The 26,322-nt window shown below is 68.6% G+C and carries 27 protein-coding genes; 13 read left to right on the forward strand and 14 right to left on the reverse strand.

Annotated elements, in window-relative coordinates; all coding sequences use genetic code 11:
- Window positions 1–379 precede the first annotated feature (379 nt).
- Entirely contained in the window at window positions 380–2,407 is a 2,028-nt protein-coding gene (locus tag LWF15_RS23790; RefSeq protein WP_232813131.1) for a SpoIIE family protein phosphatase, read from the forward strand.
- 347 nt (window positions 2,408–2,754) lie between these two features.
- Here LWF15_RS23790 and LWF15_RS23795 read toward each other — a convergent pair whose 3' ends face one another.
- Both LWF15_RS23795 and LWF15_RS23800 read right to left on the reverse strand, forming a co-directional pair.
- Window positions 2,755–3,006, reverse strand: coding sequence for a hypothetical protein (locus LWF15_RS23795; RefSeq protein WP_232813132.1), 252 nt, complete (start codon window positions 3,004–3,006; stop codon window positions 2,755–2,757).
- Window positions 2,999–3,352, reverse strand: coding sequence for an endonuclease V (locus tag LWF15_RS23800; RefSeq protein WP_232813133.1), 354 nt, complete (start codon window positions 3,350–3,352; stop codon window positions 2,999–3,001). Before LWF15_RS23800 ends, LWF15_RS23795 begins: the two co-directional genes overlap by 8 nt.
- An 870-nt stretch (window positions 3,353–4,222) precedes the next feature.
- Between LWF15_RS23800 and LWF15_RS23805 the strand changes: the two genes are divergently transcribed.
- The gene (locus tag LWF15_RS23805) at window positions 4,223–5,197 is read left to right on the forward strand and encodes a LacI family DNA-binding transcriptional regulator (protein ID WP_269810741.1); all 975 of its coding nucleotides are present in this window, start codon (window positions 4,223–4,225) and stop codon (window positions 5,195–5,197) included.
- Window positions 5,198–5,265: 68 nt separating this feature from the next.
- Here the strand turns inward: LWF15_RS23805 and LWF15_RS23810 are convergent, their stop codons facing one another.
- From LWF15_RS23810 to LWF15_RS23820, 3 genes are all read right to left on the reverse strand, one after another.
- A complete protein-coding gene (locus LWF15_RS23810) occupies window positions 5,266–7,065 on the reverse strand; it encodes a glycoside hydrolase family 6 protein (protein WP_269810742.1) in 1,800 nt (599 codons plus the stop codon).
- A gap of 323 nt (window positions 7,066–7,388) precedes the next feature.
- Entirely contained in the window at window positions 7,389–7,988 is a 600-nt protein-coding gene (locus tag LWF15_RS23815) for an NAD(P)-dependent oxidoreductase (RefSeq protein ID WP_232813135.1), read from the reverse strand.
- Window positions 7,989–7,991: 3 nt separating this feature from the next.
- Window positions 7,992–8,780 (reverse strand): inositol monophosphatase family protein, encoded by a 789-nt coding sequence (locus LWF15_RS23820; RefSeq protein WP_232813136.1) that lies wholly within the window; start codon window positions 8,778–8,780, stop codon window positions 7,992–7,994.
- A 108-nt stretch (window positions 8,781–8,888) separates the two neighbouring features.
- On the opposite strand from LWF15_RS23820, the gene LWF15_RS23825 reads away from it, so the two are divergent.
- The 3 genes from LWF15_RS23825 to LWF15_RS23835 all read left to right on the forward strand — a co-directional run bounded on the left by LWF15_RS23825 (window position 8,889) and on the right by LWF15_RS23835 (window position 11,433).
- The gene (locus tag LWF15_RS23825) at window positions 8,889–9,779 is read left to right on the forward strand and encodes a LysR family transcriptional regulator (protein ID WP_232813137.1); all 891 of its coding nucleotides are present in this window, start codon (window positions 8,889–8,891) and stop codon (window positions 9,777–9,779) included.
- Between the two features lie 99 nt (window positions 9,780–9,878).
- Window positions 9,879–10,604, forward strand: a complete 726-nt coding sequence (gene pyrH / locus LWF15_RS23830; RefSeq protein ID WP_285627452.1) for a UMP kinase — start codon at window positions 9,879–9,881, stop codon at window positions 10,602–10,604.
- 316 nt (window positions 10,605–10,920) lie between these two features.
- Complete coding sequence (locus LWF15_RS23835; protein WP_232813138.1) at window positions 10,921–11,433, forward strand: DUF6924 domain-containing protein; 513 nt, start codon at window positions 10,921–10,923, stop codon at window positions 11,431–11,433.
- 518 nt (window positions 11,434–11,951) lie between these two features.
- On the opposite strand, the gene LWF15_RS23840 is transcribed toward LWF15_RS23835, so the two are convergent.
- Window positions 11,952–12,383, reverse strand: coding sequence for a hypothetical protein (locus LWF15_RS23840; protein WP_232813139.1), 432 nt, complete (start codon window positions 12,381–12,383; stop codon window positions 11,952–11,954).
- A gap of 311 nt (window positions 12,384–12,694) precedes the next feature.
- Between LWF15_RS23840 and LWF15_RS23845 the strand changes: the two genes are divergently transcribed.
- From LWF15_RS23845 to LWF15_RS23855, 3 genes are all read left to right on the forward strand, one after another.
- Window positions 12,695–13,435 carry an SDR family NAD(P)-dependent oxidoreductase gene (locus tag LWF15_RS23845; protein ID WP_232813140.1) on the forward strand — a complete coding sequence of 247 codons (741 nt, stop codon included), beginning with the start codon at window positions 12,695–12,697 and terminating at the stop codon, window positions 13,433–13,435.
- Window positions 13,436–13,450: 15 nt separating this feature from the next.
- Entirely contained in the window at window positions 13,451–14,023 is a 573-nt protein-coding gene (locus LWF15_RS23850) for a TetR/AcrR family transcriptional regulator (RefSeq protein ID WP_232813141.1), read from the forward strand.
- A gap of 81 nt (window positions 14,024–14,104) precedes the next feature.
- Window positions 14,105–15,169: a CDP-glycerol glycerophosphotransferase family protein gene (locus LWF15_RS23855; protein ID WP_232813142.1), complete on the forward strand. Its 1,065-nt coding sequence runs from the start codon at window positions 14,105–14,107 to the stop codon at window positions 15,167–15,169.
- A 62-nt stretch (window positions 15,170–15,231) separates the two neighbouring features.
- Here LWF15_RS23855 and LWF15_RS23860 read toward each other — a convergent pair whose 3' ends face one another.
- A complete protein-coding gene (locus LWF15_RS23860; RefSeq protein WP_232813143.1) occupies window positions 15,232–16,434 on the reverse strand; it encodes a carbohydrate-binding protein in 1,203 nt (400 codons plus the stop codon).
- Window positions 16,435–16,619: 185 nt separating this feature from the next.
- Here LWF15_RS23860 and LWF15_RS23865 point away from each other — a divergent pair, with 185 nt between their 5' ends.
- A complete protein-coding gene (locus LWF15_RS23865) occupies window positions 16,620–17,333 on the forward strand; it encodes a GntR family transcriptional regulator (RefSeq protein WP_232813144.1) in 714 nt (237 codons plus the stop codon).
- Between the two features lie 34 nt (window positions 17,334–17,367).
- Here the strand turns inward: LWF15_RS23865 and LWF15_RS23870 are convergent, their stop codons facing one another.
- Both LWF15_RS23870 and LWF15_RS23875 read right to left on the reverse strand, forming a co-directional pair.
- Window positions 17,368–18,669, reverse strand: coding sequence for an APC family permease (locus tag LWF15_RS23870; protein WP_232813145.1), 1,302 nt, complete (start codon window positions 18,667–18,669; stop codon window positions 17,368–17,370).
- 117 nt (window positions 18,670–18,786) lie between these two features.
- Window positions 18,787–19,257, reverse strand: coding sequence for an Lrp/AsnC family transcriptional regulator (locus LWF15_RS23875; RefSeq protein WP_232813146.1), 471 nt, complete (start codon window positions 19,255–19,257; stop codon window positions 18,787–18,789).
- Between the two features lie 97 nt (window positions 19,258–19,354).
- On the opposite strand from LWF15_RS23875, the gene LWF15_RS23880 reads away from it, so the two are divergent.
- Together LWF15_RS23880 and LWF15_RS23885 are read left to right on the forward strand one after the other, a co-directional pair.
- The gene (locus LWF15_RS23880) at window positions 19,355–19,789 is read left to right on the forward strand and encodes a nuclear transport factor 2 family protein (protein WP_232813147.1); all 435 of its coding nucleotides are present in this window, start codon (window positions 19,355–19,357) and stop codon (window positions 19,787–19,789) included.
- Window positions 19,790–19,845: 56 nt separating this feature from the next.
- On the forward strand, window positions 19,846–20,400 hold the full coding sequence (locus LWF15_RS23885) for a TetR/AcrR family transcriptional regulator (RefSeq protein ID WP_232813148.1): 555 nt from the start codon (window positions 19,846–19,848) through the stop codon (window positions 20,398–20,400).
- Window positions 20,401–20,441: 41 nt separating this feature from the next.
- On the opposite strand, the gene LWF15_RS23890 is transcribed toward LWF15_RS23885, so the two are convergent.
- The 3 genes from LWF15_RS23890 to LWF15_RS23900 all read right to left on the reverse strand — a co-directional run bounded on the left by LWF15_RS23890 (window position 20,442) and on the right by LWF15_RS23900 (window position 23,011).
- Window positions 20,442–21,317 (reverse strand): SDR family oxidoreductase, encoded by an 876-nt coding sequence (locus tag LWF15_RS23890; RefSeq protein ID WP_408623919.1) that lies wholly within the window; start codon window positions 21,315–21,317, stop codon window positions 20,442–20,444.
- On the reverse strand, window positions 21,314–22,042 hold the full coding sequence (locus LWF15_RS23895) for an SDR family oxidoreductase (protein WP_232813150.1): 729 nt from the start codon (window positions 22,040–22,042) through the stop codon (window positions 21,314–21,316). The genes LWF15_RS23890 and LWF15_RS23895 overlap by 4 nt, the downstream gene beginning before the upstream one ends.
- Window positions 22,043–22,168: 126 nt before the next feature.
- Window positions 22,169–23,011, reverse strand: coding sequence for a helix-turn-helix domain-containing protein (locus LWF15_RS23900; RefSeq protein ID WP_232813151.1), 843 nt, complete (start codon window positions 23,009–23,011; stop codon window positions 22,169–22,171).
- A gap of 172 nt (window positions 23,012–23,183) precedes the next feature.
- On the opposite strand from LWF15_RS23900, the gene LWF15_RS23905 reads away from it, so the two are divergent.
- Both LWF15_RS23905 and LWF15_RS23910 read left to right on the forward strand, forming a co-directional pair.
- Window positions 23,184–23,561 (forward strand): hypothetical protein, encoded by a 378-nt coding sequence (locus LWF15_RS23905; protein WP_232813152.1) that lies wholly within the window; start codon window positions 23,184–23,186, stop codon window positions 23,559–23,561.
- Between the two features lie 137 nt (window positions 23,562–23,698).
- A complete protein-coding gene (locus LWF15_RS23910; RefSeq protein WP_232813153.1) occupies window positions 23,699–24,595 on the forward strand; it encodes a hypothetical protein in 897 nt (298 codons plus the stop codon).
- A gap of 103 nt (window positions 24,596–24,698) precedes the next feature.
- Here LWF15_RS23910 and LWF15_RS23915 read toward each other — a convergent pair whose 3' ends face one another.
- Window positions 24,699–25,592, reverse strand: a complete 894-nt coding sequence (locus LWF15_RS23915; RefSeq protein ID WP_232813154.1) for a hypothetical protein — start codon at window positions 25,590–25,592, stop codon at window positions 24,699–24,701.
- 131 nt (window positions 25,593–25,723) lie between these two features.
- Window positions 25,724–26,293: a TetR/AcrR family transcriptional regulator gene (locus tag LWF15_RS23920; RefSeq protein WP_232813155.1), complete on the reverse strand. Its 570-nt coding sequence runs from the start codon at window positions 26,291–26,293 to the stop codon at window positions 25,724–25,726.
- Between the last annotated feature and the right edge of the window lie 29 nt (window positions 26,294–26,322).

Below are 26,322 nucleotides of genomic sequence, written 5' to 3' on the forward strand. Positions count from 1 at the left end.
CGGCTCGGCTCGGCTCGGCTCGGCTCGGCTCGGCTCGGCTCGGCTCGGGCGACCGAACCAGGCGATCCTGTGCGGTTCGGGTGCGCGGCCAGGATCACGGTGACACCGGTGTCGCGCAGGTCCGAACCAAAGGGCGAGGGTGGCCCGGACCCGCTATTTTCGGCAGATAGACGGGCGGGTCCAGCTCGCGCCTCCGAGGTCCACCACAGTCAGGTATCACGATGCTGAACCAGCTACCGCATTCGGCCTCGATCAGCCCGGCCACCCTGAGCAGCAGGCCAACGCCAACCGGCAGCGACGCGGCACTGCTCCGGCGACGGGTTGCCCCGGCGCCCGGGTTCTCGGTCACCGGTTGCCCTGCCGTGAACTGGAACCACGGGTGATCGATGCCGGTGGGGACAAGGGTGGGGACGGTCTGCGCGAATCGGAGTTGCCGTTCGAGGAGGGGGTCGGCAGTGATCGGGTGCGCTCAGCAGCCATGCATCAGCTGCCGTGGTACGTCATTGTCTACGAAGGTCCTGAGCACCGGGTCGCGGCTCTCAACAGGGAGTTCCTGAGCATCCTGGACGGGTTCAATCCCACAGGTATGCGCGCTGTCGACTACCTGGGCGGCAGCGAGGCGCAGGGAATCATCGAGATCTTCGACCGCGCCTACGCCGGCGAGCAGGCTGTGTTCCATCGGATGCGGATCGGGGTGGTGACACCGAACGGGCACCAGCAGGAGATTGTCCTGGACTTCGAGGTGAGCCCGTTCCGGGACCGGCACGGTCAGATCGTGGGTGTCCTCGGCGCCGGGCGCGACGTCACCGTCGCCGTGCGCCGAGAGAAGGCCGACGCCGCCGCAGCTCTGGAGCTGGGCCGACGCTACCGGCGCGCCACCGACGTGATCGCGGAGGTGCAGCACGCACTGCTGCCGACGCGGTTGCCCGTGCTGCCGGCCGTGCAGGTCGCGGCCAGCTACGTCGTCGGCGGCACCGAGCAGGCCGCCGGTGGGGACTGGTTCGACGTGCTACCCCGCCCGGACGGGCAGGTGGCCGCGGTCGTCGGGGACGTGGTCGGGCACGGGGTCGCGGCTGCGGCGGTGATGGCCCAGCTCCGCGCGGTCGCCCTGGAGCGCCTGAACGCCGGGGTCGGCCCGGCCCAGACGGTCGAAGCGCTCGACCGGTTCACCCGCGTCGTGCCGGCGGCCCGCTCGGCGACGGTGTGTGTGCTCGTGCTGGAACCGGGTGAGCGCACCGTGACGTACTGTGCCGCGGGCCATCCTCCTCCGCTGGTCCTCGACGGCCGAGGGGGCGCTCGCTTCCTGGACCCCAGCGGCGCCCCACCCCTGAGCCACACCGTCCAGGACGCCCACGGCAACGCCATCGTGCGCGGCGTCCTGAGCAGCACGCTGGGCCCTGGAGAACTGGTGCTGCTGTACACCGACGGCATCGTCGAACGCCCGGGCGTGCCCGCCACCACCGGCACTGTGGAGCTGTCCCAGACTGCGGCTGCGGCCGCTGCCGATGACCTGATGCCGGTGTTCACCCTGCCCTCGGCCGTCGATCGCGTCACTGCGCAGACGCTGGAACGGCTGACCCGCGCCACCGGCTCGGTCGACGACATCACGCTGCTGGCCATCCAGCCCACCGACGTGCTGCCCGACCTGCACGTGCACACCCAGCTGAACCGGGCCGGTATCCCGGCGGTACGCGCGCAGCTGCGGGGCTGGCTGGGCACCGACCGCGCTGCCGAGCACGCCGTGAACCAGCTCGACGAGATCCTCGGTGAGCTGCTGGAGAACGTCGTCGAACATGCCTACGGCGACTCGGGGGCCTCCACCGACGGCTACCCCCGCCCCGACGGTGGGGGCGCGGTCACCGTCCGGGCCCACCTCGACGAGCTCGGGACCATCACGCTGATCATCCGTGATGAGGGCTCCTGGGTGCCCCGGGGCGGTCATCCCGTCCCCGGCCGGGGTCTGGGACTGGCCATCGCCCAAGACTTCGCCGACCAGGTACAGGTCGACCACTCACCGGACGGCACCACGGTCACGGTCACTTTCACGCCCTGGAAGGACTCCCACGGCTCCACCGCCCAGTCCCCCCGGCCGGTGCCGGGCCTCTTCGACACCTACACCCAGCACCGCGACGAGCAGGCCATCATGACCGTGCTCGGACCGGTCGATGCGGCCTGTGTGCCGGAACTGGATGCGCAGCTGGCACTGAACATCGTGCCCGGCGTGGTGCCGTTGGTGGTGGACCTGCAACAGGTGACCGTGCTGTCCAGCGCCGCCATCCACGCCCTTCGGCGGCGCCTGGAACAGGCCGGGAAGGCCGGAGTCGCGGTGCAGGTGGTGAGCAGTCCCGGCACGGTCGCCCACCAGGTCCTGAGCCTGGTCGGTATCGACACGGCGGCGGGGCACTGACGGTTCCTGTCGGCGGACCTGGTCCCGACCTGCCGGCCGTGAAATCGGAAGGCGCCGCTTGGACGGAACGTCGAGGGCGGAGGAGCTGTACCGGCCGGTCCTCGAGAACGCTCCCGCCGGAGGTGCTGTGTATGCCGAGCAGGACCAGGGGTCACGTCCACGCTGGACATCCCCGCCTCCGGCCAGGCCACGCAGGATCTCCTGACGTGATGCCCGACGCGGCCAGGACTGCTCGGGAACCTACGCGAGGCAGAAGTCTGGTCTGACTCTCAAGAATTTACTGATGGCTTGGGGGGTCGTTCGCTAGGACCTGTCTGAGGACGACAGCACGGCGCATCCACGCAGCGTCAACTCAGCCAGGTGATTTGAATGATGATGATCCGCTCCCCACGGATGTCAGTGAGGTAGGTGAGCATCAGACGGCCCCGGCTCTCGATTTGTAAACCTGGGCCCGTACCGGTGTAAGCGGCGCCGTCCTGGTAAACCATCGAGTCGCGAACGGCGATCTCACCGACGAGCCGTTCCACTTCGTGGCGCACGGCGTCTTCAAGGTCGTCGAGGAGGTCTTTCGGGTCGCAGTCCCAATGCCAGTCAGCCACCGGCTACCACACGGTGAGCAGCCCGGACGATCTCCCCCGCCTCCCTGATGGCCTGAGCGCGGATCTCCGGGTCCGGGTCGTCGATCGCGTGTTCGGCAGCATGAAGCCGAGCAGCAGTGTCAGGGTTTCGCTCGATTTCGATCACGACGCCCCACTGGCGATAGAACATGCGGATCGGAACCACACTGTCCTCCTCGCCGGCCCGAACAAAGGCCGCCTGCATGTTCTCGAAGAACTCAGGCAGGCGGGAGGGGACCAGGGTTGCGACCGCTTGCCGGAGAGCAGGCAGAGACAGCTCGGGAAACGGTATGAGCGGTCCGCCGCTGGCGGCGTGCGACATGGTCATCGACTGCATCCCTTCCGAGCGCTCTTCAACATTTGGCCGGCGCCCGGTCTGTGTGGCACCGCAGCCTGAGTCTAGGCCAGTGTGGTAGTCCGGTCCGCCGCAAGGCCGCTTGTTCACAGCGGCAAGTTACGTATGCGACACAGTGGTTCATACCAACCACCGCAGCGCTGTCACGCTCCGCAGCGGGCTCTCTAGCCCCTTTCCCCAGCCATCCGTAAGGCCCGGCCAGACCGATCCCCGAGCTGAGCTCCCTCGACACCGGGGTGGCGATCCGACCAGGGATACTGGACTTGGCGCCCGGGTCTGCCGCGTGCCGGTTACGGCCAGGATGATGACGTCGCTCTCGGCACCCTTCTCAACCGCGGCCGCACCGGCCCAGATGTTGAGGACCTCGGGTGAGACGGCCTTCAGTCCACTGCGAGTGGCGATCAGCGAGCAGATATCGCCGCCGTCGCTCACCTGCCAGGGGTACATCGCCACAACCCACGAGTCCTCCGGGCAGCTCAGCGCGAAGGCAAGGCCCGCCCTCAGACCCGGGCCGGGACCTGCTGCTGCCCTCTGGGTCTCGAGCGCCCTCATGGCCCACAAGTCCTCCCGGACCGGCCTCAGGGAGTTGATCCGGACCGGTTGGGCGACCTGAGCAAGACGCACGCGATGCCCCTACCGTGACGGTCGTTCGGCGACCGCAAAAGGTTGCCCCGGACGCCGAGAAATTTCTGACTGAATTTTGTTAGCCCGTAGCAACATTCAGTGAGCAACCATGTCTTGCCGATGCCCGGAGGCCGTGGAACCATTCGCGTATTGCTTGCCCAACCTGCATGACTTCCATGCAGGTCGTCAAAGGAGACGACAACGGCCAAGAACGTGACTATGGCGAGAGTTGCCGCGGAAGCGGGCGTTTCTCCGGCCACGGTCTCTCGGGTACTGACTGGTTCGGCACAGGTGAGCGCCCTGACGCGGCAGCAGGTGTATGCGGCGGCCTCGCGCCTGGGATACCTGCGCCGTGGTGAGCGTCCCGGCGACAGCCGGCACCCGCCGGTCATCTCAGCGGTGATCTGCGAGCCCACCACCCGGCTGTTCAACGACCCCTTCTTCGTGCGTTTCGTCAGTGGGGCGGAGACTTTCCTGTCCGGGCGCGGGGTTCCGCTGCCGCTGATCTCAGCGCCGGGCCCGGTCTTCGCGTCGACGGAAAAGCACCTGCTCGGCGGGGGTTCGGACGGGGTCCTGCTGGTCTCCGTGCACGGCCGGCATCCGCTCGCCCTGACCCTGGCCGGAACCCGGTTGCCGATCCGCGCGGCGGGGCGTCCGGTCAAGGAGGTGCAGCTGCCCTTCGTCGACGTGGACAACCGCGGCGGGGCCCGGGCCGCGGTCGAGTTGTTGCTGAGGACCCGCAGACGGATTGCCATGATCGCCGGGCCTTCCGACCTCCCGGCCGCCCGGGACCGGCTCAACGGCTACCTCGAGGCCCTGGCTGCAGCGGGTCGGCTGCCGCTGGTCGCGGCCGGGGACTTCACTCCCCGGGGCGGCATGAACGCCATGCGGCTGCTGCTCGATCAGGCTCCCGGCCTGGACGCTGTCTTCGCCGCATCGGACCCAATGGCCATGGGCGCCATGACGGCCCTGCACCAGGCCGGCCGGCAGATCCCGGGGGACGTCGCGGTGATCGGCTTCGATGATGTGACAGCAGCCGTTTTCGCCGATCCACCGCTGACCACGGTTCGTCAGCCGGTCGAGCGGCTCGGGGCCCTGGCCGCCGAATTGCTCTTCGAACAGGTAGTTTCCGGTTCCGGCCCGGCCGACGACCAGATCCTCGACACCGAACTGGTCATCCGCTCTTCCACCTGAACCGCACCGGACACACGAAAACCCCGCCTCGACCGAGCTTCCGGTCGAGGCGGGGTTTCTTTCCGTGATTACAGCGCCGGCCAGGCGTTGGCCAGGAGCTGCCGGAACTGGGCCGAGAACCAGGCTCCGGAGACCGGAGCGTTGGGCAGGGCACCGCTCAGGCTGTTGCCGTTGCGGTCGTTACCGGTGTAGGTCGGGTCGCACATCCGGTCGAAGCCCTTGCCGCCCGGGTTGTTCGGACCGGTCGGCACCAGCGAGCTGGAGCCGTCGGACTCACCCGGAGGCTTGACCCAGGTGTAGGCGTCGATCCCGCTGGCCGGGGCCGCCTTGGGCCGTTCGCCCAGACCGGCACCGCTCTGGTTGCACCAGTTACCGGCGTGGATGCGCCGGTCGATGCGGGAGGCGTCGACGAAGGTGTTCAGGTCGGTCGAGGTGCTGGCCGCGGTCGGCCGGGCCGAGCCGCCCCAGCCGTTGCGGGAGGTGTCGATCAGCATCCCGATGTTGGAGTTGAAACCGGCCGAGACCAGCTGGTTACGGAAGGCCTGGGCGAAGGTCAGCTCGTCGGTGTACTGGTTCCAGTCCAGCCACTTCGACTGCCGCACGCTGGTGCCGTTCACACTGGTGTTGATCTTGACGAACGGCTCACTGAGGGCCGAGTAGTTGGCGGTGTTGGTGATGAAGCCGTCCACCGTGTTGACTCCGCCGGTGGCCTTCTTCGCGGTGTCGGCGAACAACTTGGCCGCCGGGGCGAAGTTGCTGTCCCAGCCCAGCCAGCCGTGGTGCGCGGCGTCGATGTAGTTGTAGGTGTTCGAGCCTGCGGCCCGCAGTTTCGAGAGGGCGTAGGCGATGCCGGTGCCGTAGTTGCCGTTGGCCAGCATGTCCCGGCAGGCCTGGGTGGAACCGGCGGAGCTGCCGGCGTTCGTGACCAGGTTCGGCAGCGAGTCGATCTCGACGATGTTGACGATCCGGATCGACTTGTACTTCGGGTCGGCCTGGATCGCGGCGATCGGGTCGATGTAGTCGCTCTTGTAGCGGTCGATCTCCGTCGGGCCGAGCTCACCGTTGGAGGCCAGGGCCGCGCAGTCCCGGCCGGGCAGGTTGTAGATCACGAACTGGGCCAGGGTCGCGTTCTGGGCCAGGGCGTTGTCCAGGTGCTTGCGCAGACTGGTGGTGTAGCCGGAACCGGCCGGGGCGTTGATCGCGGCGATGGTGTCGAGCCAGACGGCGGTCGGCTGGTTCGCGACCGCACTGCCGCCCGGCTCGGCGGCGGCCTTGGCCGACCAGTCCGGGTTCACGTACCACTTCGCACCCACGAAGGGGTTGTCGAGGTGCTCGCCCGGCTGCTGGGTGGGCTCCACCGTCGGCTCGACCGTGGGTTCGACGGTCGGTTCGACGGTCGCGGAGACCGTGGTGGTCGGCGTGGGGTTCGTGGTGCCGCCGTTACAGGCGACGCCGTTCAGGGTGAAGTCGGTGGGCTTGGTGTTGGTTCCCGAATAGGTGCCGTTGAAGCCGACGTTCGTCTTGGCGCCCGAGGCCAGGCTGCCGTTCCAGGCCGCGTTGACGATCTTCACGTGCTTGCCGGTCTGGGTCAGCGTCCCGCCCCAGGCCGAGCCGGCCGCCTGGTTGCCGGCGTAGTCGAACTCCAGCGCCCAGCTGGTGATCGGGTCACCGGAGTTGGTGATGTCGATGCTGGCGGTGAATCCGCTGCCCCAGGAGTTCGCCGTGTACGCGACCGAGCACCCGGGGGCGGCGGCGGCCGTCCCCATGGATACGAGCGACATTCCTGCGCCGGCCACTGCCACGGCCGCTGTGGCGGCCAGTACGCGTTGCGGGCGCAAATGTTTCACGCCCTGCTTGAACCTGTTCATACGATTCTCCTGATGGCTCGAACCACCGCAACGGCGAATGACCGCGTCCTGACTTCCGTTCGGCGGTACCGGGTGACGCTTGCTGTTGTGCGAGCGACAAGCGCTACGAGCAGGTTGCTGAGGCGTTTCACCCGTGTCAACGACGGAGTGCAACCGCTCGGCCACGTCCGGGAAAGCGTTACCCGCAGGAGTCCGGCTCACCCTCTCTGAGCTGGTACGAAACCCCAGCATCGCCCGGTGGGGGCCTGAATTCGGGCCCCCACCGAGTCGGATCTTCTGAAATTCATTCATCCCGTTCCGGCGCCCGGCGGGCTCGGATCACCTCAGCGGATCACCGCGACGCCCCCGGCACCGGGCCAGTGCGGCTCGGTCGCATCCAACATGGCCACCGCGACGGTGGCGCGGGAATTGGGACGGAACCACACGCGTCCTTCAATTTGATCTAACGGAACCACCCGGAGACTCCGGCTGACGGGGCCACCCGTGAGTGGCCCCGCGTGCACGACGGTGCCCCCAGCATCCAGAATGATCCGCTCAGCGTTCACCTTGTCCGGGATCTCTCTCCCGAGAGCCAGCTTCACCACGGCGCGGGAGGGCCGGTTGGCCTTGATCGCCGAGGCGCCGATCCCGAAACTGCCAAGCCAAATTGAAGGACGATTGGTGGCAGCGATCAGGGCAGTGGCCACCTTGGTCAGGAGGTCGGGTGGGCTGCCGGCGACCAGACCCACCGCCGAGACCACCACGTCCACTCCTTGGAGGGCCTTCTCCAGGGCGATCGGGTCGGTGGCGTCGGCGCCGACCGAGGCCGGATCCTCGGGGTCGGGGCGACGGGAGACGGCCACGACCTGATGGCCGCGGGCGCCTGCCTGGGCCACGAGCTCTCTCCCGGTGCGGCCGTTCGCGGCCAGGACTGCGATGCGCATGCCTCAGCCCAGCCGGGAGAGGGTGGCGACGGCCTCGGCGTGGATCTTCGGGGTCGAGGCCAGGAACCCGGTGCTGTCCAGGCTCCACGCCCGGCCGTCCAGATCGCTCACCGTGCCGCCGGCCTCGGCCACCAGCAGCGCCCCGGCCAGCAGACCGGACCGGACGGAGCTGTGCTGCCAGAACACATCCAGCCGGCCCGCCGCGAGCTGAACCAGCAGGAGGGTGGGCGGCACCGAGGCGCGGGTGACGCCGGAGACGCCCATCATGGCGGTCAGCGAGCGGCCGATCTTCTCCCAGGTTTCCGCGGTCTCCCGGGGGCTGGCCTGGCCGGTGGCGACGAAGGCTCCCCGCAGTTCGCTCTTGCCCGAGACGGTCAGCTTCCTACCGTTGAGGTAGGCACCCTCGCCGGCCACGGCCGTGTAGGTGACCTGTGCCAGCGGCAGGTGCACGACGGTGAGAACAGGCTGGTTGTCGCGCACCAGGGTGGCGGTGACGGCCCACTCGTCGATGCCGTGCACGTAGTTGATGGCGCCCTCGACCGGGTCGGTCAGCCACCACTCGCCGTCCGGCAGCGGGCCCTCCTCCAGTTCGTCCTCCACCCATCCGGCCTGCGGGCGGGCCTGCTCGAGCAGCGGGCGCAGGACGCTCAGCGAGCGCTGGTCGGCGGCTGCAATGGCGGCCACGACCTCGTCCCAGGTGGTGAGGTCGTGCTGGCCGGTGAAGGCGTCGGCCAGGTGGCGGCCGGTGGTTTCGACGGCGGTGCGGACCTGGTCCAAGAGGTTGACGTTCATTGGTTGCTATCTCCTTAGGTGGTGTGCTCCCAAGCTAGAAGCGATCAAGAGTTGTCAGCAATGACAACCTCGCTAAGAAGTCCTTACCACTGGTGTTAACTATGCGGCGTGGACCTGAACCTGCTGACCGCCCTCGATGCCCTGCTGAGCGAGGCAAGCGTGACCGGTGCCGCGCAGCGGCTCCAGGTTTCGGTGCCGGGCATGAGCCGCACACTGGCCCGGCTGCGCCGCACGACCGGCGACGAACTGCTGGTGCGGGCCGGGCGCGAGATGGTGCTCACCCCGCGCGCGCTGGCGATGCGCTCGCAGGTCACCGAGTTGTTGCGGCAGTCCCGCGCGGTGCTGTCCCCCGAGGCGGAGCTCGAACTCGCGGGGCTGGCCCGGACCTTCACCCTGCGCTGGCACGACGCCGTGATCACCGCCTATGCCGCAGACCTGACCGCCCGGGTCCACGCGCAAGCGCCCGGGGTGCGGCTGCGGTTCCTGGCCGAACCCGCCACCGACACCGGCGACGTCCGGCAGGGCGAGATCGATCTGCATGCCGGGGGTTCGGTGCCTGCGCTGGCCGACCTGGAGTCCGAACTGCTGGGCCGCGACGAGTTGGTGGTAGTCATGCGGGACGGGAACCCCCTTACTCAGGGCGATCTCACCCTGGAGCGCTTCGCCGCCGCGGAGCACGCCACCGTTTCGCGCCGGGGGCGGCTACGCGATCCGGTCGACGACGCACTCGAGGAGGCCGGCCTGACCCGGACGGTACTGGTGGCCGGGCCGACGAGTACGTCCGTGCTGCATCTGGTCTCGCGCAGCAACCTGCTCGCCGTGGTACCGCGGCACCTGACCGGGCCCGTCACCGACATGCTCGGCCTGGCGACCCGTCCCCTGCCGCTGCCCCTGCCCCCGGTTTCGCTGTTCCAGTTCTGGCACCGCCGCCACGAGCAGGATCCGGCTCACCGGTGGCTGCGCGAGACGGTCCGCGCGGTGGTCCAGGGCGTCGGATGAGCTCAGAGGGTAAGTGGGCGTGCTAGGCGACGGGTGGCCCCGGGTTTAGTAGGGTCTGTCTGGTCGCCGTCTGGGTGGCCAGGGAGGAAGTCGCATCTCATGGCCCGATACCGCAGAGTGTTGGTGAAGCTGAGCGGGGAAGCCCTCGCCGGTGATGCGGGGACCGGTGTAGACCCCGTCAGCCTGGCCAATCTGGCTCAGGAAATCCTGTCCGTTCATGACCTTGGGGTGCAGATCGCCGTCGTGGTCGGAGGCGGAAACTTCTTCCGGGGTCGGATGGCCGAGGGCTGGGGCATCGGGCGAGCCGAGGCCGACAACATCGGGATGCTCGGCACGATGATGAATGCGCTGATGATGCGCGGCGCGCTGACGGCCAGGACCGAGGCTGACGTCCGGGTCATGACGGCCGTGCCGATCCATAGCGTGGCTGAACCGTTCATCCGATTGCGTGCTCAGCGCCATCTGGCGCACAACGCCATCGTGGTGCTGGGCGGGGGCATCGGCCAGCCGTACGTCACCACCGACTATCCAGCGGTCCAGCGATCTTTGGAGCTGGAGGTAGACGCACTTCTGGTCGCCAAGCACGGGGTGGACGGCGTGTACGACAGCGACCCGAAGACGAATCCTGGTGCTCAGCGGTACGCGCGGCTGACCTACGACGAGGCACTGCAGGCCGGTCTGCGGGTCATGGACACCAGTGCCATGGTCCTGGCCAACGAGCAGAACCTGCGCATGCACGTGTTCGACGTGGCCGCGCCCGGCGTGATGCGCGACATCTGCTCCGGTTCTGACGTGGGAACGGTGCTCAACCGGAAAGCACCTTGATTCACCGATCGGGACAAACCGTGCGGCATGATCCAGCCATGTCACCGGTAGCCAAGACCCTTACGTATGACGCTGTTGCGCTCGCCCTGGCAGGCGTCGTCGTGGCATTCACTGATGGAGCGCCGCAGTACGTGGCCTGGGTAATCGGCGGCGGCACTCTCCTCAAGGCGCCTTACGACGTTTGGGAGGCACGACGCACGGGGATCGATTGATTTCCAGATCGAACGGGCGCCCCGCCCCACGGCCCGGACCGTAACGGAGGCACTGGAGTACTTTTCCTCTTCGTGGCGAATGATGCCCAAGACCGGAGCGACCGATGCCCACGCTGCCCATGACCGAGGATCACCTGGTGATCCGCACCGACTTCTCCGACCCGTCAGCGTGGGCCGCAGTTCAGGCGGACCTGGCCCAGAAGTGGGGCGAAGAGTTCGCGATCTACGTCGAGATCATCGACGACCCGGCCTACGACGGGCTCGGCCCGGAACAGTTCCTGAGCATGGCCCCGGCAGACTACCCGCACACGATCGTGGTGCTCGCCGACTCGGTGACGATGACCACGCCCGACCGTCTGTTACTGGTGGTCAGCCTGGAGGAGAGCGACGAGGAGTGGGAAGCATCCCTCCGCAGACTGGGCCAGTGGGACGAGGAGACCGCCGCCGGAGGTCGCGGCTGGGAGAACGGGTGGCCCCAGCGAGGCGGGGTTTTCCGGTCCACCGCACCCGGCATTGGGGCGATCACAGCCAACCTGTCCGTCGCGAACATGGACCTCTGGGAGTACGCCGCCGCGGTCGACGGTCAGGGTGTCTTCCGCAATTTCGAGGACAAGTGAGGCACCCGCTCCTGTCCTTGCAGGCAGTGTGCCGAACTACCTCGGCGGTGGAGAGCGCGGGCGGAACAAGGGACGCGTTCGTCCCGACTCCGTCATCCTGACGTGGGTCGGCGCAGGACCCGGGTGCTGGTGGTTGGCAGCACCCGCTTCTTCTGGACCTTGAGTCACCGGCACGACCCTTGCCGCGAGGTGGTGCGGCTGCGCCGAGACGGCTCGCCGGGGTATTTGCTGGTCGTCTTCACTACCGGCTAGGACCACTACGTCGCCGACGGCCTGCTTCACGTGGGCGCGGTCCAGCACGCAGACGGGCGAGGGCTGAATCTGAACCAACCGGGTGCCGTCCGCGCGCTGCTCGATGCTGCCCTGGACCGCGGTTGGACGAGCGAATCTGCCGGACCTTACGAGCTGGACGGTTGGGCCTTGTTCGACTCAGCAGCGGATCCCCCGACCACTTAACCCTTCTTCCGTGTGACCGGCGCTGGCAATCGGCGCAGCGGCCGCCTGCCTCGCCAGCGGTGTCAGCGCAGCCACGAGGCCTTCCGTCCATGCGGTTGGCTTCGCGCAGCTGACCAGAGCTGCGTGGCTGCTGCTGTGAAGGTCACGGCCAGAACGGTGACCACGGCATGGCCGATGCGGCCCGTGGTGATGCCTGGGGAGCTGTCCAGGATGTAGTTGGCGTAGCCGTTGGCTGCCGAGTCGCTCACCAGGACGGCGCAGCCCAGCACGAGACCGACCTTTCGCTGCCGCAACAGCAGGACGGCGGCAAGGGGATCCAGCACGGTCAGGGAGACGAAGTAGACCGCCAGCCAGTTCGGCAGTGACGGGTAGGGGTCCCAACCTCCAGCAGCCAACTGGGCGAGGTGCACGAGGGTGCCGTACATCAGGGCGACAGCGCCGACGAGGGCTATCGCCCGGGCCGGGCGTGCGGCGCCGGGCCACCAGAAGTCCACAGCACCAGCCTGCCAGACCGACATTCGGCGACGCCCAGGCGCTGCCGCCCTGTGGCTGCTCGGGAGGGAAACCATTGGCGGCCCAGAGGATTGACATCAGCGGCGTGGCCAAGGCTGGGTCTTGCATGAGGCGACGGCGCCCGAGGTTCGTCAGGTCGCCACCATTGCCCTGGCGTCAGCGGGGGTCACCTCGGCGATCGGGGCGACCCGTTGCGTGCCCATGAGGCGTGTAACGCAGCCCACTTTGCCTTTTAGACAGGTCCGTCTAATACTCGTCCTTAGACAGACCTGTCTAAACGAGGAGTGGTGTCATGAGCGAACTGACCGGCAAGACCGCCCTGATCACCGGTTCCACCACGGGCATCGGCCGGGCCACGGCCTACGCGCTGGCCGCGCGAGGGGCCGACGTCGTGGTGACCGGCCGCGACGCCCAGCGTGGGGCCGAGGTGGTGCAGAAGATCCAGGCCGACGGCGGTTCGGCCCGCTTCGTCGCCGCCGATCTGACGAACCGCGACGACGTGGTCCGGCTGGCCGAGCAGGCCGGGGAGGTGGACGTGCTGGTGAACAACGCCGGGCTGGGCAGTTTCGGCCCCAGCGCCACCATCACCGGCGAGCAGTACGACGCCATGCTGGAGGGCAACCTGCGGGCGGTCTTCGTTCTGACCAATGCCCTTGCGCCGAAGATGGCCGAGCGGGGCAGCGGCAGCGTGATCAACGTCAGCAGCGGGGCTGCCAGGATCTCGGGCGACTACAACGCGGTCTACGGCGCCACCAAGGCCGCGGTGGAGTCGTTGACCCGGGCCTGGGCTGCCGAGTACGGGCCCGCCGGCGTGCGGGTCAACGCCGTCGCTCCGGGCCCGGTCCTGACCAGCGTCCCGGCCGAGTTCTACCAGGGCTACATCCCGGTGACCCCGCTGCGGCGCATCGCCCAGGCCGAGGACATCAGCCGGGTGATCGCCTTCCTGGCCGGCCCGGACAGCGCGTTCGTGACCGGGGCCACCATCCCGGTGGACGGTGGCCTCAGTGCCGTGGAGCCCCGGCTTCCGGACTGAACATAGGATGCAGACATGACATCGGCGGCCGGTCCGGGCAGACGCTCAGCCCGTGAGCGCCTGCTCGAGACGGCCGACCGGCTCTTCTACTACGAGGGCATCCACGCGGTCGGCATCGACCGGATCCTCGAGGAGTCCGGCGTGGCCAAGGGCTCGCTGTACTACAACTTCAGCGGCAAGGACGATCTGGTCCGCGAGTTCCTGCTGCGCCAGCACGACCGGTGGGTGACCGCGATCGACGCGCGCGCGGCGCAGGAGAGCGATCCGCACGCCCGGATCCTGGCGGTGTTCGAGGCGCTGGGCGAGATCTTCGCCGATCCGGGGTACGCCGGCTGCGTGTTCCACCACACCGGGGTCGTCCAGCCCGGGAGTACCGAGGAACTGGGCATCCGGAAGTTCCGCGCCTGGCTGCACGAACTGTTCACCGTGCCGGTGCAGCAGGGCGGCTACCGGAATCCGGAACGGCTGGTCAATCAGCTGGTCCAGCTCTATGACGGGGCCAACCTGGCCGCCCAGTCCGGTGCCGGCCCCTCGGCCGCCGAGGACGCCCGCGCCACCGCGGAAGTCCTGCTCGCGGCCTCGGCCTGATCGGCGCACTGCCGACATTCCGAAAAGGACGACTTACTCTCTAGGGACGCCATTTGTTGGTGTCATTCAGAGAGGACACTTTTGAGGATCGTCTACAACAGCTGGTACGGCCGTTACTCGGACAACCCCAAGGCGATCTACGAGGCGCTGCTGCGCCGGGGCGAATCCCACGAGCACACGTGGCTGGCCGACCCGGGGCGAGAAGGCGGTTTCCCCGCCGGCACGAACACGGTGGCCATCGACTCCCCCGCCGCGATCGAGGTGCTGGAGTCGGCCGACCTGGTGGTCTCCGACGTCCACATCGAACTGGAGTGGACCAAGAAGCCCGGCGCCACCTATGTGCAGACCTGGCACGGCACCCCGCTGAAACGGGTGCACCATGACGTGCTGCTGGCCCCGGACGGCCTGCTGGACTGGCTGTCGCTCGACGTGGACCGCTGGGACGTGCTGCTCTCCCCCAACGCCTACAGCACCGAGATGCTGCGGCGGGCCTTCCGGTGGGAGGGCACGGTGCTGGAGACCGGATACCCGCGAAATGACGTGTTGTTGTCGCCGGATGCGGAGACGATCCGTACGCGGGTACGGCGTGCGCTGGGTATCGAAGAGGGGCGCCTGGCCGTGCTTTACGCGCCGACCTGGCGTGACGACACCTATTTCGAGAACGGGGCGGACGCCTCGGTCGGGGTGGCGCTGGACGGGCAGGTGGCCGAGGCGCTCGACTGCGTGTTCCTGGTCCGGCTGCACGGCAAGATCCTGGGCGGGCTGGCCGGGGCGCAGCAGGGCTGGATCGATGTGACCAGCTACCCGGACATCGCCGAGCTGTACCTGGCGGCCGACGTGATGGTCACCGACTACTCCTCCGCCATGTTCGATTTCGCGGTGACCGGTAAGCCGCTCGCCCTGTACGCCTACGACCTGGAGCGCTACGCGGCCGAGGTACGGGGTTTCTACTTCGACCTGTCCCTCGACCCGCCCGGCCCGATGGTCAGCACCCAGGACGAGCTGATCAAGCAGCTGAGCGACCTGGACCGGATGCGCAAGCAGTACGGCGAGGCGTACGAGCGGTTCCAGCAGAAGTTCTGTTACCTGGAAGACGGCCACGCGGCTGAGCGGCTCCTGGAACGTCTGGTTCCGCTCCCGGACTGATCAGCGCGCAACTGAGGCACTGCCCCAGAATTCTGGGGCAGTGCCTCAGCGAAACGAAACAATCAGCAGGGGCCGAGGTCTCGCCACTGCGCGGTCAGGCCGGGCTCGGAGCCCTGGGTCCACCAGTTCGCCTGCCACAGGTGCCCGTTGTGCTTGACCCGGTCACCCGACAGGTACACCTGCGACCAGGCCCAGGCCCGGGCCGAGGTGCAGTTGGCCGGGGTGCCGGGGGTGGTCGGGGTCACCGTCGGTGTGGCGGACGGAGTGACCGGGGGCGTGACCGGCGGGGTGGTCGGCGGGTTCGAGCAGGTCCCGGTGCCCAGCGTGTCCTCGAAGGTCTTGCCGCCGCTGCGGTAGCCGGCGGTCGCCGAGGCCACCTGGGCGGGCGTGAGCACCGTGTCCTTGCTGTGGAAGAACCAGTCCACCTGCTCCTGGTAGACGCTGTTCCCGCCGGTGTGAGCGGCCGTGTCGATGAACCACAGGTTGAAGTTCACCGACATCGACGCCCGCGGCCAGACCGGGTAGGTGCCGGTCGCGTCGTCGTAGGACTGGTCACCCACCAGCGTGCCGTCGATGTAGTACTTCACGTGCTCGCCGGACACCGTGGCCATGATGTCGTGCCATCCGGCGATGCTGGTGCGCTGCTGGTCGTGGGCGTTGCGGGCCACCCAGGGGTCGTCCTGGTAGCCGTTCCAGCTGGTCTGGTAGTTGATCGGCCCCTGTTCGCCCCAGCCGCCGTTGGGCAGGTACTCGGAGAAGTCGAGTTCGGAGTACAGCGGGTCGAAGGTCTGGGTCTGGGCCGGGCCGATGGCGAAGAACGTCTCGTTGACGTGATCGCCGTCCGGGCCGGAGACCGGGGCGTCGTGGAACTTGATCCGCGCCGCGTACGTGCCCTCCTTGAATCTGCGCTCGGCGGTGAGGAACTCGGACTGCACAGTGCCGGCCGCGGTGCCGTCGGTGCTGCTCTCCAACTGGGCCACCTTCTGCCCGTCGACGGTCGGGAAGGTGATGTTCGAGGCCTTCCAGGTGGCGCCGGGTACTCCCGGACCGCCCGCGTTGCTGCGGGCCACCCAGCCGTTGCCGGTGAACTTCGCGTCGGTCGAGGAGGCGTAGCTGAAGTCGTCGAACAGGACACCGCAGGTGCTGGCGGCCGCGTTGGCGGCGCCGCCACCACCGATCACGGCGGTCAGCACACCACCGGCCAGCAGCGCCGCACCCATCGCGGCCGCGCCGAATCTGGTTCTTCTCCAGGCACTTCCAGTCATCACAGATCTCCTTCAGGGGGCAGGGATCGTGCTCTGAGCCGGGCCGGATGCGCCCGGCGAATCGGACGAACCACTCAAACGGTGAGCTAACCACTGGTAAATGTCAAGAGCCCTTACTTTTCCTGAGCTGGAGTGATGAGTTGACCACTGGTCAGGTACGGCATGATGGGTCCCAGGAGGTGGGGATGAAACGGATCTGGGTCCGCGACCAGCTGCGCCAGCTGATCGAGGACAACCCCTCGGGGGCACTCATCCCGTCCGAGCGCGACCTCAGCGAGCAGTTCGGCGTCTCCCGGCCCACCCTGCGCGCGGCCATCGAGGAGCTGGCCCGCGACGGCCTGCTGGTGAGGCATCCCGGCCGGGGTACCTTCACCACGGCCCGGCCGGTGTCGCAGCCACTGGCGGGCCTGGACGGGTCGTCCGGGTTCGCGGTCCCACCGGCCGACGGCGCCTGGCTGAGCCGCGTCGAGCAGTTCCAGATCGCCCCGGCCGGGCCGAGACTGGGCGCCCGGCTGCACATCTCGCCCGCCACCGAGGTCCTGACCGTGCTGCGGCTACGGATCACCGACGACGAGCCGATGGCGATCGAGCACATCGCTCTGCCGGCCGGGCTGGTCCCGGGCATAGCCCCGGCGGACTTCGAGGCCGGCTCGCTGTACCAGGTGCTGCGCGAGCGTTTCGACGTCCACGTCGCCACCGCGGTCCAGACCACCGAGGCCACGGTGACCGACGTGAACGAGTCGGCCCTGCTGGGGGTTCCGGTGCACGCCCCGGCCCTGCTGTTCGCGCGCACCACGAAAGACGCCGAGGCGCGCACGGTGGAGTACACGCGCTCGATCTACCGCGGCGACCGCTACCGGATCACTGCCCAGTTGCGCTTCGACGACTCCAGTGGCTGATTGAGGACGTTTGTGAGGACGGACGGCGACCGGCTCACCTACCGGCGCGGCCGGTTACGTCAGAACCCGGCCACAGGAGTGCACAGGCCCCCAGCACGAGCGGAATCAGCAGCAGGACCCCGCAGAACAGCAGAACGACCGCTGTGAAGGTGATCCCCGCCAGGGCGCCGTACCAGGTGAGAGTGCGGGAGGGCAGCAGGCGCAGAGCCGCCGCCATTCCGGCGCAGGAGACAGCGGCCAGGCAGGCAGACGTGGTCCGCATGAGAGTGTCCAGCTCGATCTTCATGACGGTGGTGACCAGTACCGCGATGAGGCAGAACAGGAGCTGAGCGCTCAGGCTGCGCCGGGGTACGTCGCCCACGCCGCCACCTTTGGCCAGGGCCCGGGGCATTCCGCCGTCACGCCCCAGCGCCGCCCCCAGGCGTGCACCGCCGGCCAGGTAGGTGTTCACGGCGACGAAACTGAGGACGACTGCTGCGCCGGCTGCGATGGTATGCCCGGCCGGCCCGAAAGCCACCTCCAGCAGAAGACTCAGTGGGACCGACGTGGTGGCGGCCGTGTTTCCCAGCACCGCAATGGTCAGGACGGCCAAGGACAGGTAGAGCACGCTAACCAGAGCCAGGGTGAGTCCGGTGGCGAGCGGCAGTTGCCGTCGTGGGTCGCGGAACTCGGCCGACAGGTGACTGGCTGCCTCCCAGCCGGAGAAGGCGAAGAACAGGACGGCAGCGGCGGTTCCGACGGCCGCCCAGCCGTGTGGTGCGAACGGGGTGAAGTGCGCCGAGCGGCCGGCGGGTGCAGCGACGACGACCGTGAGCAGCAGGAGGACGGCCAGGGCGACGACCAGGAGGAGTTGGACCCGGCCCGACAGGCGCAGTCCCGCGTAGTTGGTGGCGAATGCGGTTGCCAGGATGGCTATCGCGATCGACCGCGCCACGGCTGGCCCGCCGCCGAGGGACGCCGCCAGGTACTCCCCTCCCACCAGGGCACCGGACAGCACCCCGACGGGTACGGCTGCGAAGAACCACCAGCCGACCGGAACGGCCCAGCGGGGCCCGAACGCCCGGGTGACGAACGTGGCCACCCCGCCGCTGTCGGGATGCCGCGCTCCCAGGGCGGCGAACGTACTGGCTATGGGCACGCTGAAGAGCAGCATCAGGATCCAGGCCACGAGCGAGGCGGGGCCGGCTGCGCCGGCGGCCAGCGCCGGCAGCACCATCACCCCGGGTCCCAGCACAGCCCCGGTGCAGAGAGCGGTTCCAGCCAGGAGCCCGAGCTGGGGTGTACCGGTCGCGGCGTGTTCCTGTGATGACTGCTGGTGTTCAGCCGAAGTAGACACAGCCGTGAAAGTAGGTCCGCACAGCGGCTTTACCCGTTCCGCTGAACAACATTCGTGAACACGGTATCCCGGACGGCCTTCGCCGAACTTTGTTCGGCTCGATGCCCGGGTGGGCGATCAATCGCTGTCGTCCAGCTGGGCCGGCTGCACGGCATGGTTCGCGGTGTGCTCGTAGACCAGTGAGGTGCGGAAGGTGATGACCTCCCGGCGCGCACTGAACCGGTCGACGAGCATGGTGTGCATGGCGTCCACGCTGGGCACGGCCACGTGCATCAGGAAGTCGTCACCACCGGCCACCACGTAGACGGCCAGCACCTCGGGCTGCTGCAGGGCGAACGCCTTGAAGTTCTGGATCACCTCCCGGCTGAGCGGCCGGATCTGGAACCCGATCATGGCCTGGACGCCCCGGCCGATCCGGTTCAGGTCGACGCGTGCGTGGTAGCCGGCCAGGACACCCGACTGCTCCAGGGCCCGGGTGCGCACGAGGGTGCTGGAGGGCGCCAGGCCCACGCGGGAGGCCAGTTGGCGGTTGGTCAGTCGGGCCTCCTTCTGCAGTTCGGTGAGGATCGCGGCATCCCGTTCGTCCATGAGCCGAACCTACGGGACGCCGGCGGCGCCTCGCTTGCCCGGCGACCACTCCTGACGTACGTTTGTTATTGGTCAGTCACAAACACAGGAGCAGTCGATGTCCCCTACCACTCAGCCCTCCCCCGCCCAGCACGCCCTGTCCGAGCACCTCCGGCTGGTCTCGGCCGGCCAGATCGACGAGTGGGTCGAGCTGTACACCCCCGAAGGCGTCATCGAGTTCCCCTTCGCGCCCACCGGCGTCCCCACCCGGGTCCAGGGCCGTCAGGCCCTGCTGGAGCACATGCGCTCGTTCCCGCAGACCTTCGACGTGCGCTTCGTCGATCTGGTCTTCCACGACCTGACCGACCCGCACACCGCGATCGCCGAGTTCCGCTCCACCGGCACCGCGATCCCCACCGGCAAGCCCTACGAGCAGACCGTCGTGGCCGTGGTCCGCACCGACGGCGAGGGGCGGATCACCCGCTTCGTCGATTACTGGAACCCGCTGGTGGCGATCGAGGCCCTCACCCCCGCCGACCAGCCCGCCGTGTAGAGCACCCGCCCGTAGCGGCTGACCGGACCCGAGCCCGGCCGTGATTGACTGCAGCCATGCCCGCCCCTGGCTCCAGCGACAAGAGCGACCAACGACGACAGGTCGTCCTGCAAGCGGCCGTGACCTGCTTCGCCCGTAAAGGGTTCTACGGCACCACCACAGCGGAGATCGCCGAGCGGGCCGGCATCTCCCAGCCGTACATCTACCGGCTGTTCGCGGACAAGGCGACATTGTTCGCCGGCGCCGTCCTGCACGTCTCCGACCTGATCACGGCCGCCCTCAGTACCGGGGCCGAGGACGGGCCCCGGACACCGCAGGCCGCCATGCAGGCGGCCCGCTCGGGCTACCGCGAACTCATCCAGAACCGTGACGTGATGCGTTTTCTCATGCACGCCAACTGCGCGGCCGAGGAACCCCTGATCGCCGAGGCCGTGCGGTCCTGCTACGCCAGGCAGGTGACCCTGGCCCGCGATCTGCTGGGTGACGACGAGGCCGTACGCCAGTGGCTGGGGGCCGGCATGCTCGAGAACGTCACGGTGATGCTGAATCTGGCCGACGTCGAGGAGTCCTGGGCCCGCACGATGACGCCACGGCAGGAACAGCCGCTCTGATTCGGCCCGGGTGCTCCAGGGCGCACCCGGGCCGGCCGCAACTACACGGGTTTCAGCAGGTCTGCGAAGCCGAGGTTGCGGTAGAAGTCGCGCCGCACCCGGTCCCCGATCCGGAACACCTCCTCGGCCCCGTCCTGGGCCGGATCGATGTACAGCCGGAACGGCCGCGAGCCCTTGGGAAGCGCGACCACCCGCGCGATCTCCCGGGCCACCTCGCCCGGATCGGCGTCGGCCGGCGACTGCTGCGCCTGGCGCTGCAGCAGCGTCTGGATGTCGTCGCCGTACTCCGCCTCGTAGGCCGCCCGGACCTCACCGTCGTCCGGCTGGGCCGCGTGCGCGTAGTGGTTGGTGCCCGAGGTGAACGAGCCCGGCACCACGATCACCGAATCGATCCCGAAGCGCGACACCTCGGCCGCCATGCTCACCGCCAGCGCGTCCTCCGCCGCCTTGGCCGCGAAGTAGGGGCCCAGATAAGGAGGTGTGCCACCCCGGGCACTGGACGATCCGACCCAGACCAGCAGCCCGTCACGTTGCGCACGCAGCACCGGCAGGACAGCCCGGTTCAGGCGATGGGTGGACAGCACGTTGGTGTCGTAGATCGAGGCCACCTGCTCGACGGTGAAGGCCTCGGCCGGACCCAGGGTCATGTGGCCGGCATTGTGCACCACCACGTCGATCCGCCCTGCCTCGGACACGACCCGCGCCACCGCCGCATCCACCGACTCCTGTGACGACACATCCATCTCGACCGTGACCGCGTTCTCGGACAGCTTCTCGAAGTCGGCCGCAGCGGCTGCGTTACGGCCGGCCACGTCACGCATGCCGGCGTAGACGGTGTGCCCGGTCTTGAGCAGTTCCTGGGCAGTCATGGCCCCGAACCCGCTCGAGGCCCCGGTCACGATGACGACGCCCATCAGGCAATGCCTCCGTTCACGTAGACGACCTGTCCGTTGACCCACCGCGCCGGGCCGGCCAGGAACGAGACGGCCTCGGCGATGTCGGCCGGCTCGCCCAGCCGCTCCAGCGGCGGTTGAGCGGCCATCCGGTCGACCACCTCCTGCGGCTTGCCGTTCAGGAAGAGCGGGGTGGCCGTGGGCCCGGGGGCGACCGCGTTCACCGTGATGTCACGACCCCGCACTTCCTGGGCGAGGATCCGGGTGATGCCGTCCACCGCTGCCTTGCTGGCCACGTAGACCGAGTACGTGGGCAGGGCGAGCTTCACCACCGAAGAGGAGAAGTTGATCAGCGCCCCACCCGGCCGGAGCCGTTTCACCGCAGCCTGACTCACCACGAACGTGCCACGCACGTTGACCTGGTACGTGCGGTCCAGATCCTCCAGGGACAGCTCCGCCAGTGGTGACAACAACATGATCCCGGCGGTGTTCACCACCACGTCCACTCCGCCGAACTCGGCCTCGGCCGTGTCGAAGAGCGAGCCCACCTCGTCCGGCCGGGCCACGTCGGCCCGGGCGGCGACCGCCGAGCCACCCTTGTCCGTGATCGACCTGACCACTTCGTCAGCCCGTTCCGGCCCACCCGAATAGGCGACCAGCACGCTCATCCCGTCGGCGGCCAGACGCTCCGACACCGATTGCCCGATCCCGCCGGACCCGCCGGTGACGATCGCAACCCGATTCTGCATCCGCCCATCACTCCTCGAAGATCTCCGCGGTTCCTGGAGTTCCCGAGCACAGTGCGAACGCCCTTCTCCCGCAAGCCGGGAACGGCCCAACATCCCGTTCTTGCTCCGTTATCGCCCGCTATTGCGCTACCGCCCGGGCCGGGCCCGGTACGCCCTGGGGGTGCAGCCGTACTCCCGGCGAAAGGCCGCTGCGAACTGCCCCGGGCTGCGGTAGCCGCACGAGGCGGCAATTGCCGCCACCGGCCGGTCGGAGCTGCGAAGGAGCCGGGCCCCCTGCCGCAGTCGCAGTCTGCCCAGGTAACGGGCCGGCGTGTGTCCGGTGGCGCCTCGGAACACCCGCAGGAAGTGGAACTTGCTCAGCCCCAGCAGTTCGGCCAGCTGCTCCAAGGAGATGTCATCAGCCAGGTGCGCGTGCATGAACTCCACGACCAGGTCCACCTCCCCGGCGCTGAGCACTGCCCGGCCCGGCCTGACCCGGGGAAGCGAGGTGGGTGCCACGCGGTACACCACGTGCGCCGCCAGAGCAGCCGCGACGGAGTCTGCATAGACCGCCGGGGCCTCGTCGTCCAGAGCGGACACCAGAGTCTGCAGCGAAGCTTGTACGTAGGCGTCGTCCAAGGTCAGCGCATCAGGGAAGGTGACGCCGGCCGGGACCAGCGACGGAGCCAGGTGCAGGTGCTGCGAGCGCATCCGGGCCGGGGCGGTGGCCTGCCAGCGCAGGACGTTCTCCTTACCGGGGGCGGTGATCCCGATGGACCCCGGCCGGTAGTCGTCACTGGTCCAGCGGCGCCCGTTCCGGCTGGCGATGCGATAGCGGCCACTGGACACCCGAACCAGCGTCAGGGACGGCGACCGCGTGGCGAAAGGCTCCGCGACGAAAGGGTCCTCGTACTCGTCCAGTCGGACCGCGGTCCAGCCGAGCCGCGAACTGGAACGCACGATACGGAAGGGCAGACCGGGTCGTGTCATGCATCCATGATCGAATACGACGGCGCCGGCCGCACCACTACCGTCCGGCGCGAAGGTGTTGCATCAGAACGAAGGGCGGAGATGGGGGTACAGCGCTCCGGGTTTGCTTGAGTGAGGCAGGTCGCGGCAGCAGCATGATCACCCTCACAGGTCTTCGATCGGAGGCAACGGAATGCTCACCCGACTCAGATCCCTCTCCCTGGCCGCAGCCGGCGCTCTGGCGTTCGCCGGGCTCGGTGTCGGCACCGCCAACTCGGCCCAGGCCGTCACCTGGGTGTGCGGGGCGGAGGTGCACTCGTCCTGGGGCGGCGGGCAGCTGTGCGTCGGCGCCGGGGTCGGCTGGAAGGTCCGCACCCGCGACGAGGCCTCCGACGGCTACTGCGTGCAGGCCAAGTACTACTCCGAAGACTCCAACAGCTGGAAGAACACCTCGCCCAGCTCCCAGGAGTGCAACGGCGTCTGGAAGACCACCGTGATCGGAACGCAGCCGTACTCGGACGGGGTTCGCCTGTACCGCAACGACGGACGGTACCTGACGCTTCCGCGATAGGGGCCCACCGCCGTCCATAGTTTGAAAGCCCTTCCCGACGAGCAGAACCGATGGACGTCGGGGAGGGCTTTCGTGGGTCTGTACGCGCGGGATCGAAAATTCCTCAGATGCGCGGCCCTCCTGCCGAAGGGGGTGGGATGGACGACGTCCAAGAGTCTCGTTCCCTGGCCTCCCGCCGCGCCGACGTGGCGACCGGGCTGTTGCTGACCGGCGCCGCACTCGCCATCGGGGTCGCCGGTATCACCTGGATGGCCCAGCGCACTCACCGCTTCTGGCTCGCGTCCGAGGACATCAGCTCTTTCGAGATGTACTCGCTGCCCCTGCACACCGCGTCGATGACCGGAATCGGGCTGATTGCGGTCATGGTGGCGAGCGTTCTGGTGGTGCGCGGGCGGGCCGCCATGGCCGCCCCGACGCTGATCGGCGCGGCCATCGGACCCATGGCGCTCGTCGCCGTGCCGGTGTCCGAACAACTGGCCCTGGGCAACGGCGTCGACACCGTGTTCTGGTGGCGGGCGCTGGTCGCAGGCATCGTGCTGGCCATCCTGGGCACGGGCACCTGGTGGGCGACGCGTCACCTCGACTCCATCGGCGTCCTGGCCGATCCGGACCCACCTGAGTGCAGGCGGCCGCTGATGTCCGGCACCGCCCTGTACATCCTCGCCACGGGCGTGTCCCTGGCCGCGCAGGTGCCCATGATGATGAACGCGAATGCGCCTCAGCCGATGGGCATGCTGGGCTGGGCGCTTCTGGTGGGCGGATGTGCAGTGGCCGGGACGGCACTGACCGCGCGGCAGGTGGCGGTGGCCACCATGGGATGCGGTGCCGTCCTGCTGCTGATGGCCACCGCCTACCTCCGCGACGGCGGCTGGCCGGGGGTGGCGGGCTGGGAACTGCACGCGCAGTCGCCGATCATCCTCACCTGGGTGGCCGCCCTGGCGTTCGCGGCGAGCCCCTTCGCCGGGTTCCTCACCTTCCTCGTGCGCCTGCCCGCGGTGCACTCCTCGCTGGAACCAGCCCGCACGGACGGTTGATCAACGGCTGAGAGTGTCGAACGAGCTGTGGATGGTCGCCACCCACAGCTCGTTCTGGTTTTGACTGAGCTGCCTCAGACGTGTGCAGCCCTCTGGTCGGCGGTCAGTTCTGGTAGAGCTTCCAGGCCACCCCGCCCGGATTGCCCTGCTGGTCGAAACCAGCCAGGTTGGTCGCAGTGACCACAATCTTGTTCTTGCCCGGCAGCAGGGTCACCGGAGTGGTGAACGAGCTGTTCCAGTTGGCGCCGCTGAGCACCTCGGTGCCGTTCAGCTGCACCGTGAACGAGTCGTCGGCCCAGCCCGCGACCACTCCGGGCTGGGCGGCCTGCGCGGCGCTCAGCGTGAAGGTCTTGGTGAACGTGAGCACGTTCTGCCCGTCTCGGGTCAGGTCGTGGCTCCAGATCTTGGGCACGCCCAGCGGATCGGGCCACGAACCGCCCTGGCAGACCCCCAGAGGCGAGGTGGTGGAGCAGCCGAGGTGTCCCCTGCTCAGGTGTGCCCGGCCGGCCTCGCCGTCGTCGGCGATGAAACGGTCGCCCGGCTGGGACGAGGCGAGGACCTTGTTGCCCAGAGGCGCCGTCACGTAGGCGTGGATCTCCTTGCCCACCACCGCGCCGGTGCTGGTGGTGGCGCAGGCCACGAGCACGTGGTGGCCGACGTCGAGGGCCACGTCACCGCTGGACCACAGGCGGATGCGGGTCGAGCCCTGCTTGCGGGCTTTCAGGACGGCCTGCCCCACCGACGTCCCGTTGGCGAAGAGTTCCACGCCCGTGACCTTCTGGCTGAGCTTGCCGGTGACCCGGCCGTTGACGGCGAGCCCGGTGGCGGCGTGGTCGGTGGACGAGTGGGCCTTCGGACTGGCGAATTTCACCCACAGTTGCGAGTTCGGAGCGGTCGAGCAGGGCGCGGCCACGTCGGCCCGGGCCGCGTCACTCACGACGAGGGCCGGTGCGGCGAGCAGGGCCGCCCCCAGCAGCCCGGCGAACAGACGTCTCATGGTTCCCCCCAGATGTCGGCGACTCCGGACGGGTCGCTGTCACGCGAAGCGTGGCAGCGAAGATCAGCGCGTCGGCGGCGGGAAACGCTGGCCGTTGGGAAAATCCACCGTTGGGTTGAGCCGGCTGCTGCTCAGCGGAGCCCGGCCATCCAGCGGGCGGTGCGGACGAAGGTCTTGCGGGCTCCCTGCCGGTCGTCGAGAAAGCTCCCGACCAGCAACGAGTCTCGCAGCATGGCGAGGGCGGAGGCCTTGAGCTCGACGTCTTCGCGGCCGGCCTCGGTGAGCATGGTCAGCAGATCGTGATGGAACCAGGCCCGGTGCTGGGTGACGACCTGCCGGACCGGGCCGGCCGGGTCGGGGAACTCACCGGCGGCCTTGATGAACGGGCAGCCCAGGGTGTGGCGCAGCATGGCGTCGTCGGCGATGCCCTCGATGGCCAGCTCGAGCTTGTGATCGGCCGAGACCGCCTGGGCGAGTGCCTCGTCCCAGATCTGGTGCATGGTCACGTCCTCGCGCTTGAGGTAGGCCACGACCAGCTCCTCCTTGCCACTGAAGTGGCGGTACATCGAGGCCCGGGTGACGTTGGCCTGCTGGAGTACCCGATCCACCCCGACCGCGTTGATGCCCTCTGCGTAGAAGAGCCGGCTCGCGGCTTCCAGCAGCCGTTCTCTCGGGCCGACCGCGGTTGCTCCAGTCGTCATCGCGTCACTGTACCGCGGTAACGATCGTT

It is taken from the genome of Kineosporia rhizophila (assembly GCF_021277265.1).
GTDB lineage: Bacteria > Actinomycetota > Actinomycetes > Actinomycetales > Kineosporiaceae > Kineosporia > Kineosporia rhizophila.

Excerpts from the sequence above, each read along its gene's own strand:
- LWF15_RS23865 (WP_232813144.1), top strand. The coding sequence starts at position 16,620 with ATGAAACGGATCTGGGTCCGCGACCAGCTGCGCCAGCTGATCGAGGAC.
- LWF15_RS23895 (WP_232813150.1), bottom strand. The coding sequence starts at position 22,042 with ATGCAGAATCGGGTTGCGATCGTCACCGGCGGGTCCGGCGGGATCGGG.
- LWF15_RS23905 (WP_232813152.1), top strand. The coding sequence starts at position 23,184 with ATGCTCACCCGACTCAGATCCCTCTCCCTGGCCGCAGCCGGCGCTCTG.
- LWF15_RS23900 (WP_232813151.1), bottom strand. The coding sequence starts at position 23,011 with ATGACACGACCCGGTCTGCCCTTCCGTATCGTGCGTTCCAGTTCGCGG.
- LWF15_RS23835 (WP_232813138.1), top strand. The coding sequence starts at position 10,921 with ATGCCCACGCTGCCCATGACCGAGGATCACCTGGTGATCCGCACCGAC.
- LWF15_RS23885 (WP_232813148.1), top strand. The coding sequence starts at position 19,846 with ATGCCCGCCCCTGGCTCCAGCGACAAGAGCGACCAACGACGACAGGTC.
- LWF15_RS23860 (WP_232813143.1), bottom strand. The coding sequence starts at position 16,434 with ATGACTGGAAGTGCCTGGAGAAGAACCAGATTCGGCGCGGCCGCGATG.
- LWF15_RS23910 (WP_232813153.1), top strand. The coding sequence starts at position 23,699 with ATGGACGACGTCCAAGAGTCTCGTTCCCTGGCCTCCCGCCGCGCCGAC.
- LWF15_RS23880 (WP_232813147.1), top strand. The coding sequence starts at position 19,355 with ATGTCCCCTACCACTCAGCCCTCCCCCGCCCAGCACGCCCTGTCCGAG.
- LWF15_RS23800 (WP_232813133.1), bottom strand. The coding sequence starts at position 3,352 with ATGACCATGTCGCACGCCGCCAGCGGCGGACCGCTCATACCGTTTCCC.
- LWF15_RS23820 (WP_232813136.1), bottom strand. The coding sequence starts at position 8,780 with ATGAACGTCAACCTCTTGGACCAGGTCCGCACCGCCGTCGAAACCACC.
- LWF15_RS23850 (WP_232813141.1), top strand. The coding sequence starts at position 13,451 with ATGACATCGGCGGCCGGTCCGGGCAGACGCTCAGCCCGTGAGCGCCTG.
- LWF15_RS23915 (WP_232813154.1), bottom strand. The coding sequence starts at position 25,592 with ATGAGACGTCTGTTCGCCGGGCTGCTGGGGGCGGCCCTGCTCGCCGCA.
- LWF15_RS23875 (WP_232813146.1), bottom strand. The coding sequence starts at position 19,257 with ATGGACGAACGGGATGCCGCGATCCTCACCGAACTGCAGAAGGAGGCC.
- LWF15_RS23810 (WP_269810742.1), bottom strand. The coding sequence starts at position 7,065 with ATGAACAGGTTCAAGCAGGGCGTGAAACATTTGCGCCCGCAACGCGTA.
- LWF15_RS23815 (WP_232813135.1), bottom strand. The coding sequence starts at position 7,988 with ATGCGCATCGCAGTCCTGGCCGCGAACGGCCGCACCGGGAGAGAGCTC.
- LWF15_RS23845 (WP_232813140.1), top strand. The coding sequence starts at position 12,695 with ATGAGCGAACTGACCGGCAAGACCGCCCTGATCACCGGTTCCACCACG.
- LWF15_RS23805 (WP_269810741.1), top strand. The coding sequence starts at position 4,223 with ATGGCGAGAGTTGCCGCGGAAGCGGGCGTTTCTCCGGCCACGGTCTCT.
- LWF15_RS23920 (WP_232813155.1), bottom strand. The coding sequence starts at position 26,293 with ATGACGACTGGAGCAACCGCGGTCGGCCCGAGAGAACGGCTGCTGGAA.
- pyrH (WP_285627452.1), top strand. The coding sequence starts at position 9,879 with ATGGCCCGATACCGCAGAGTGTTGGTGAAGCTGAGCGGGGAAGCCCTC.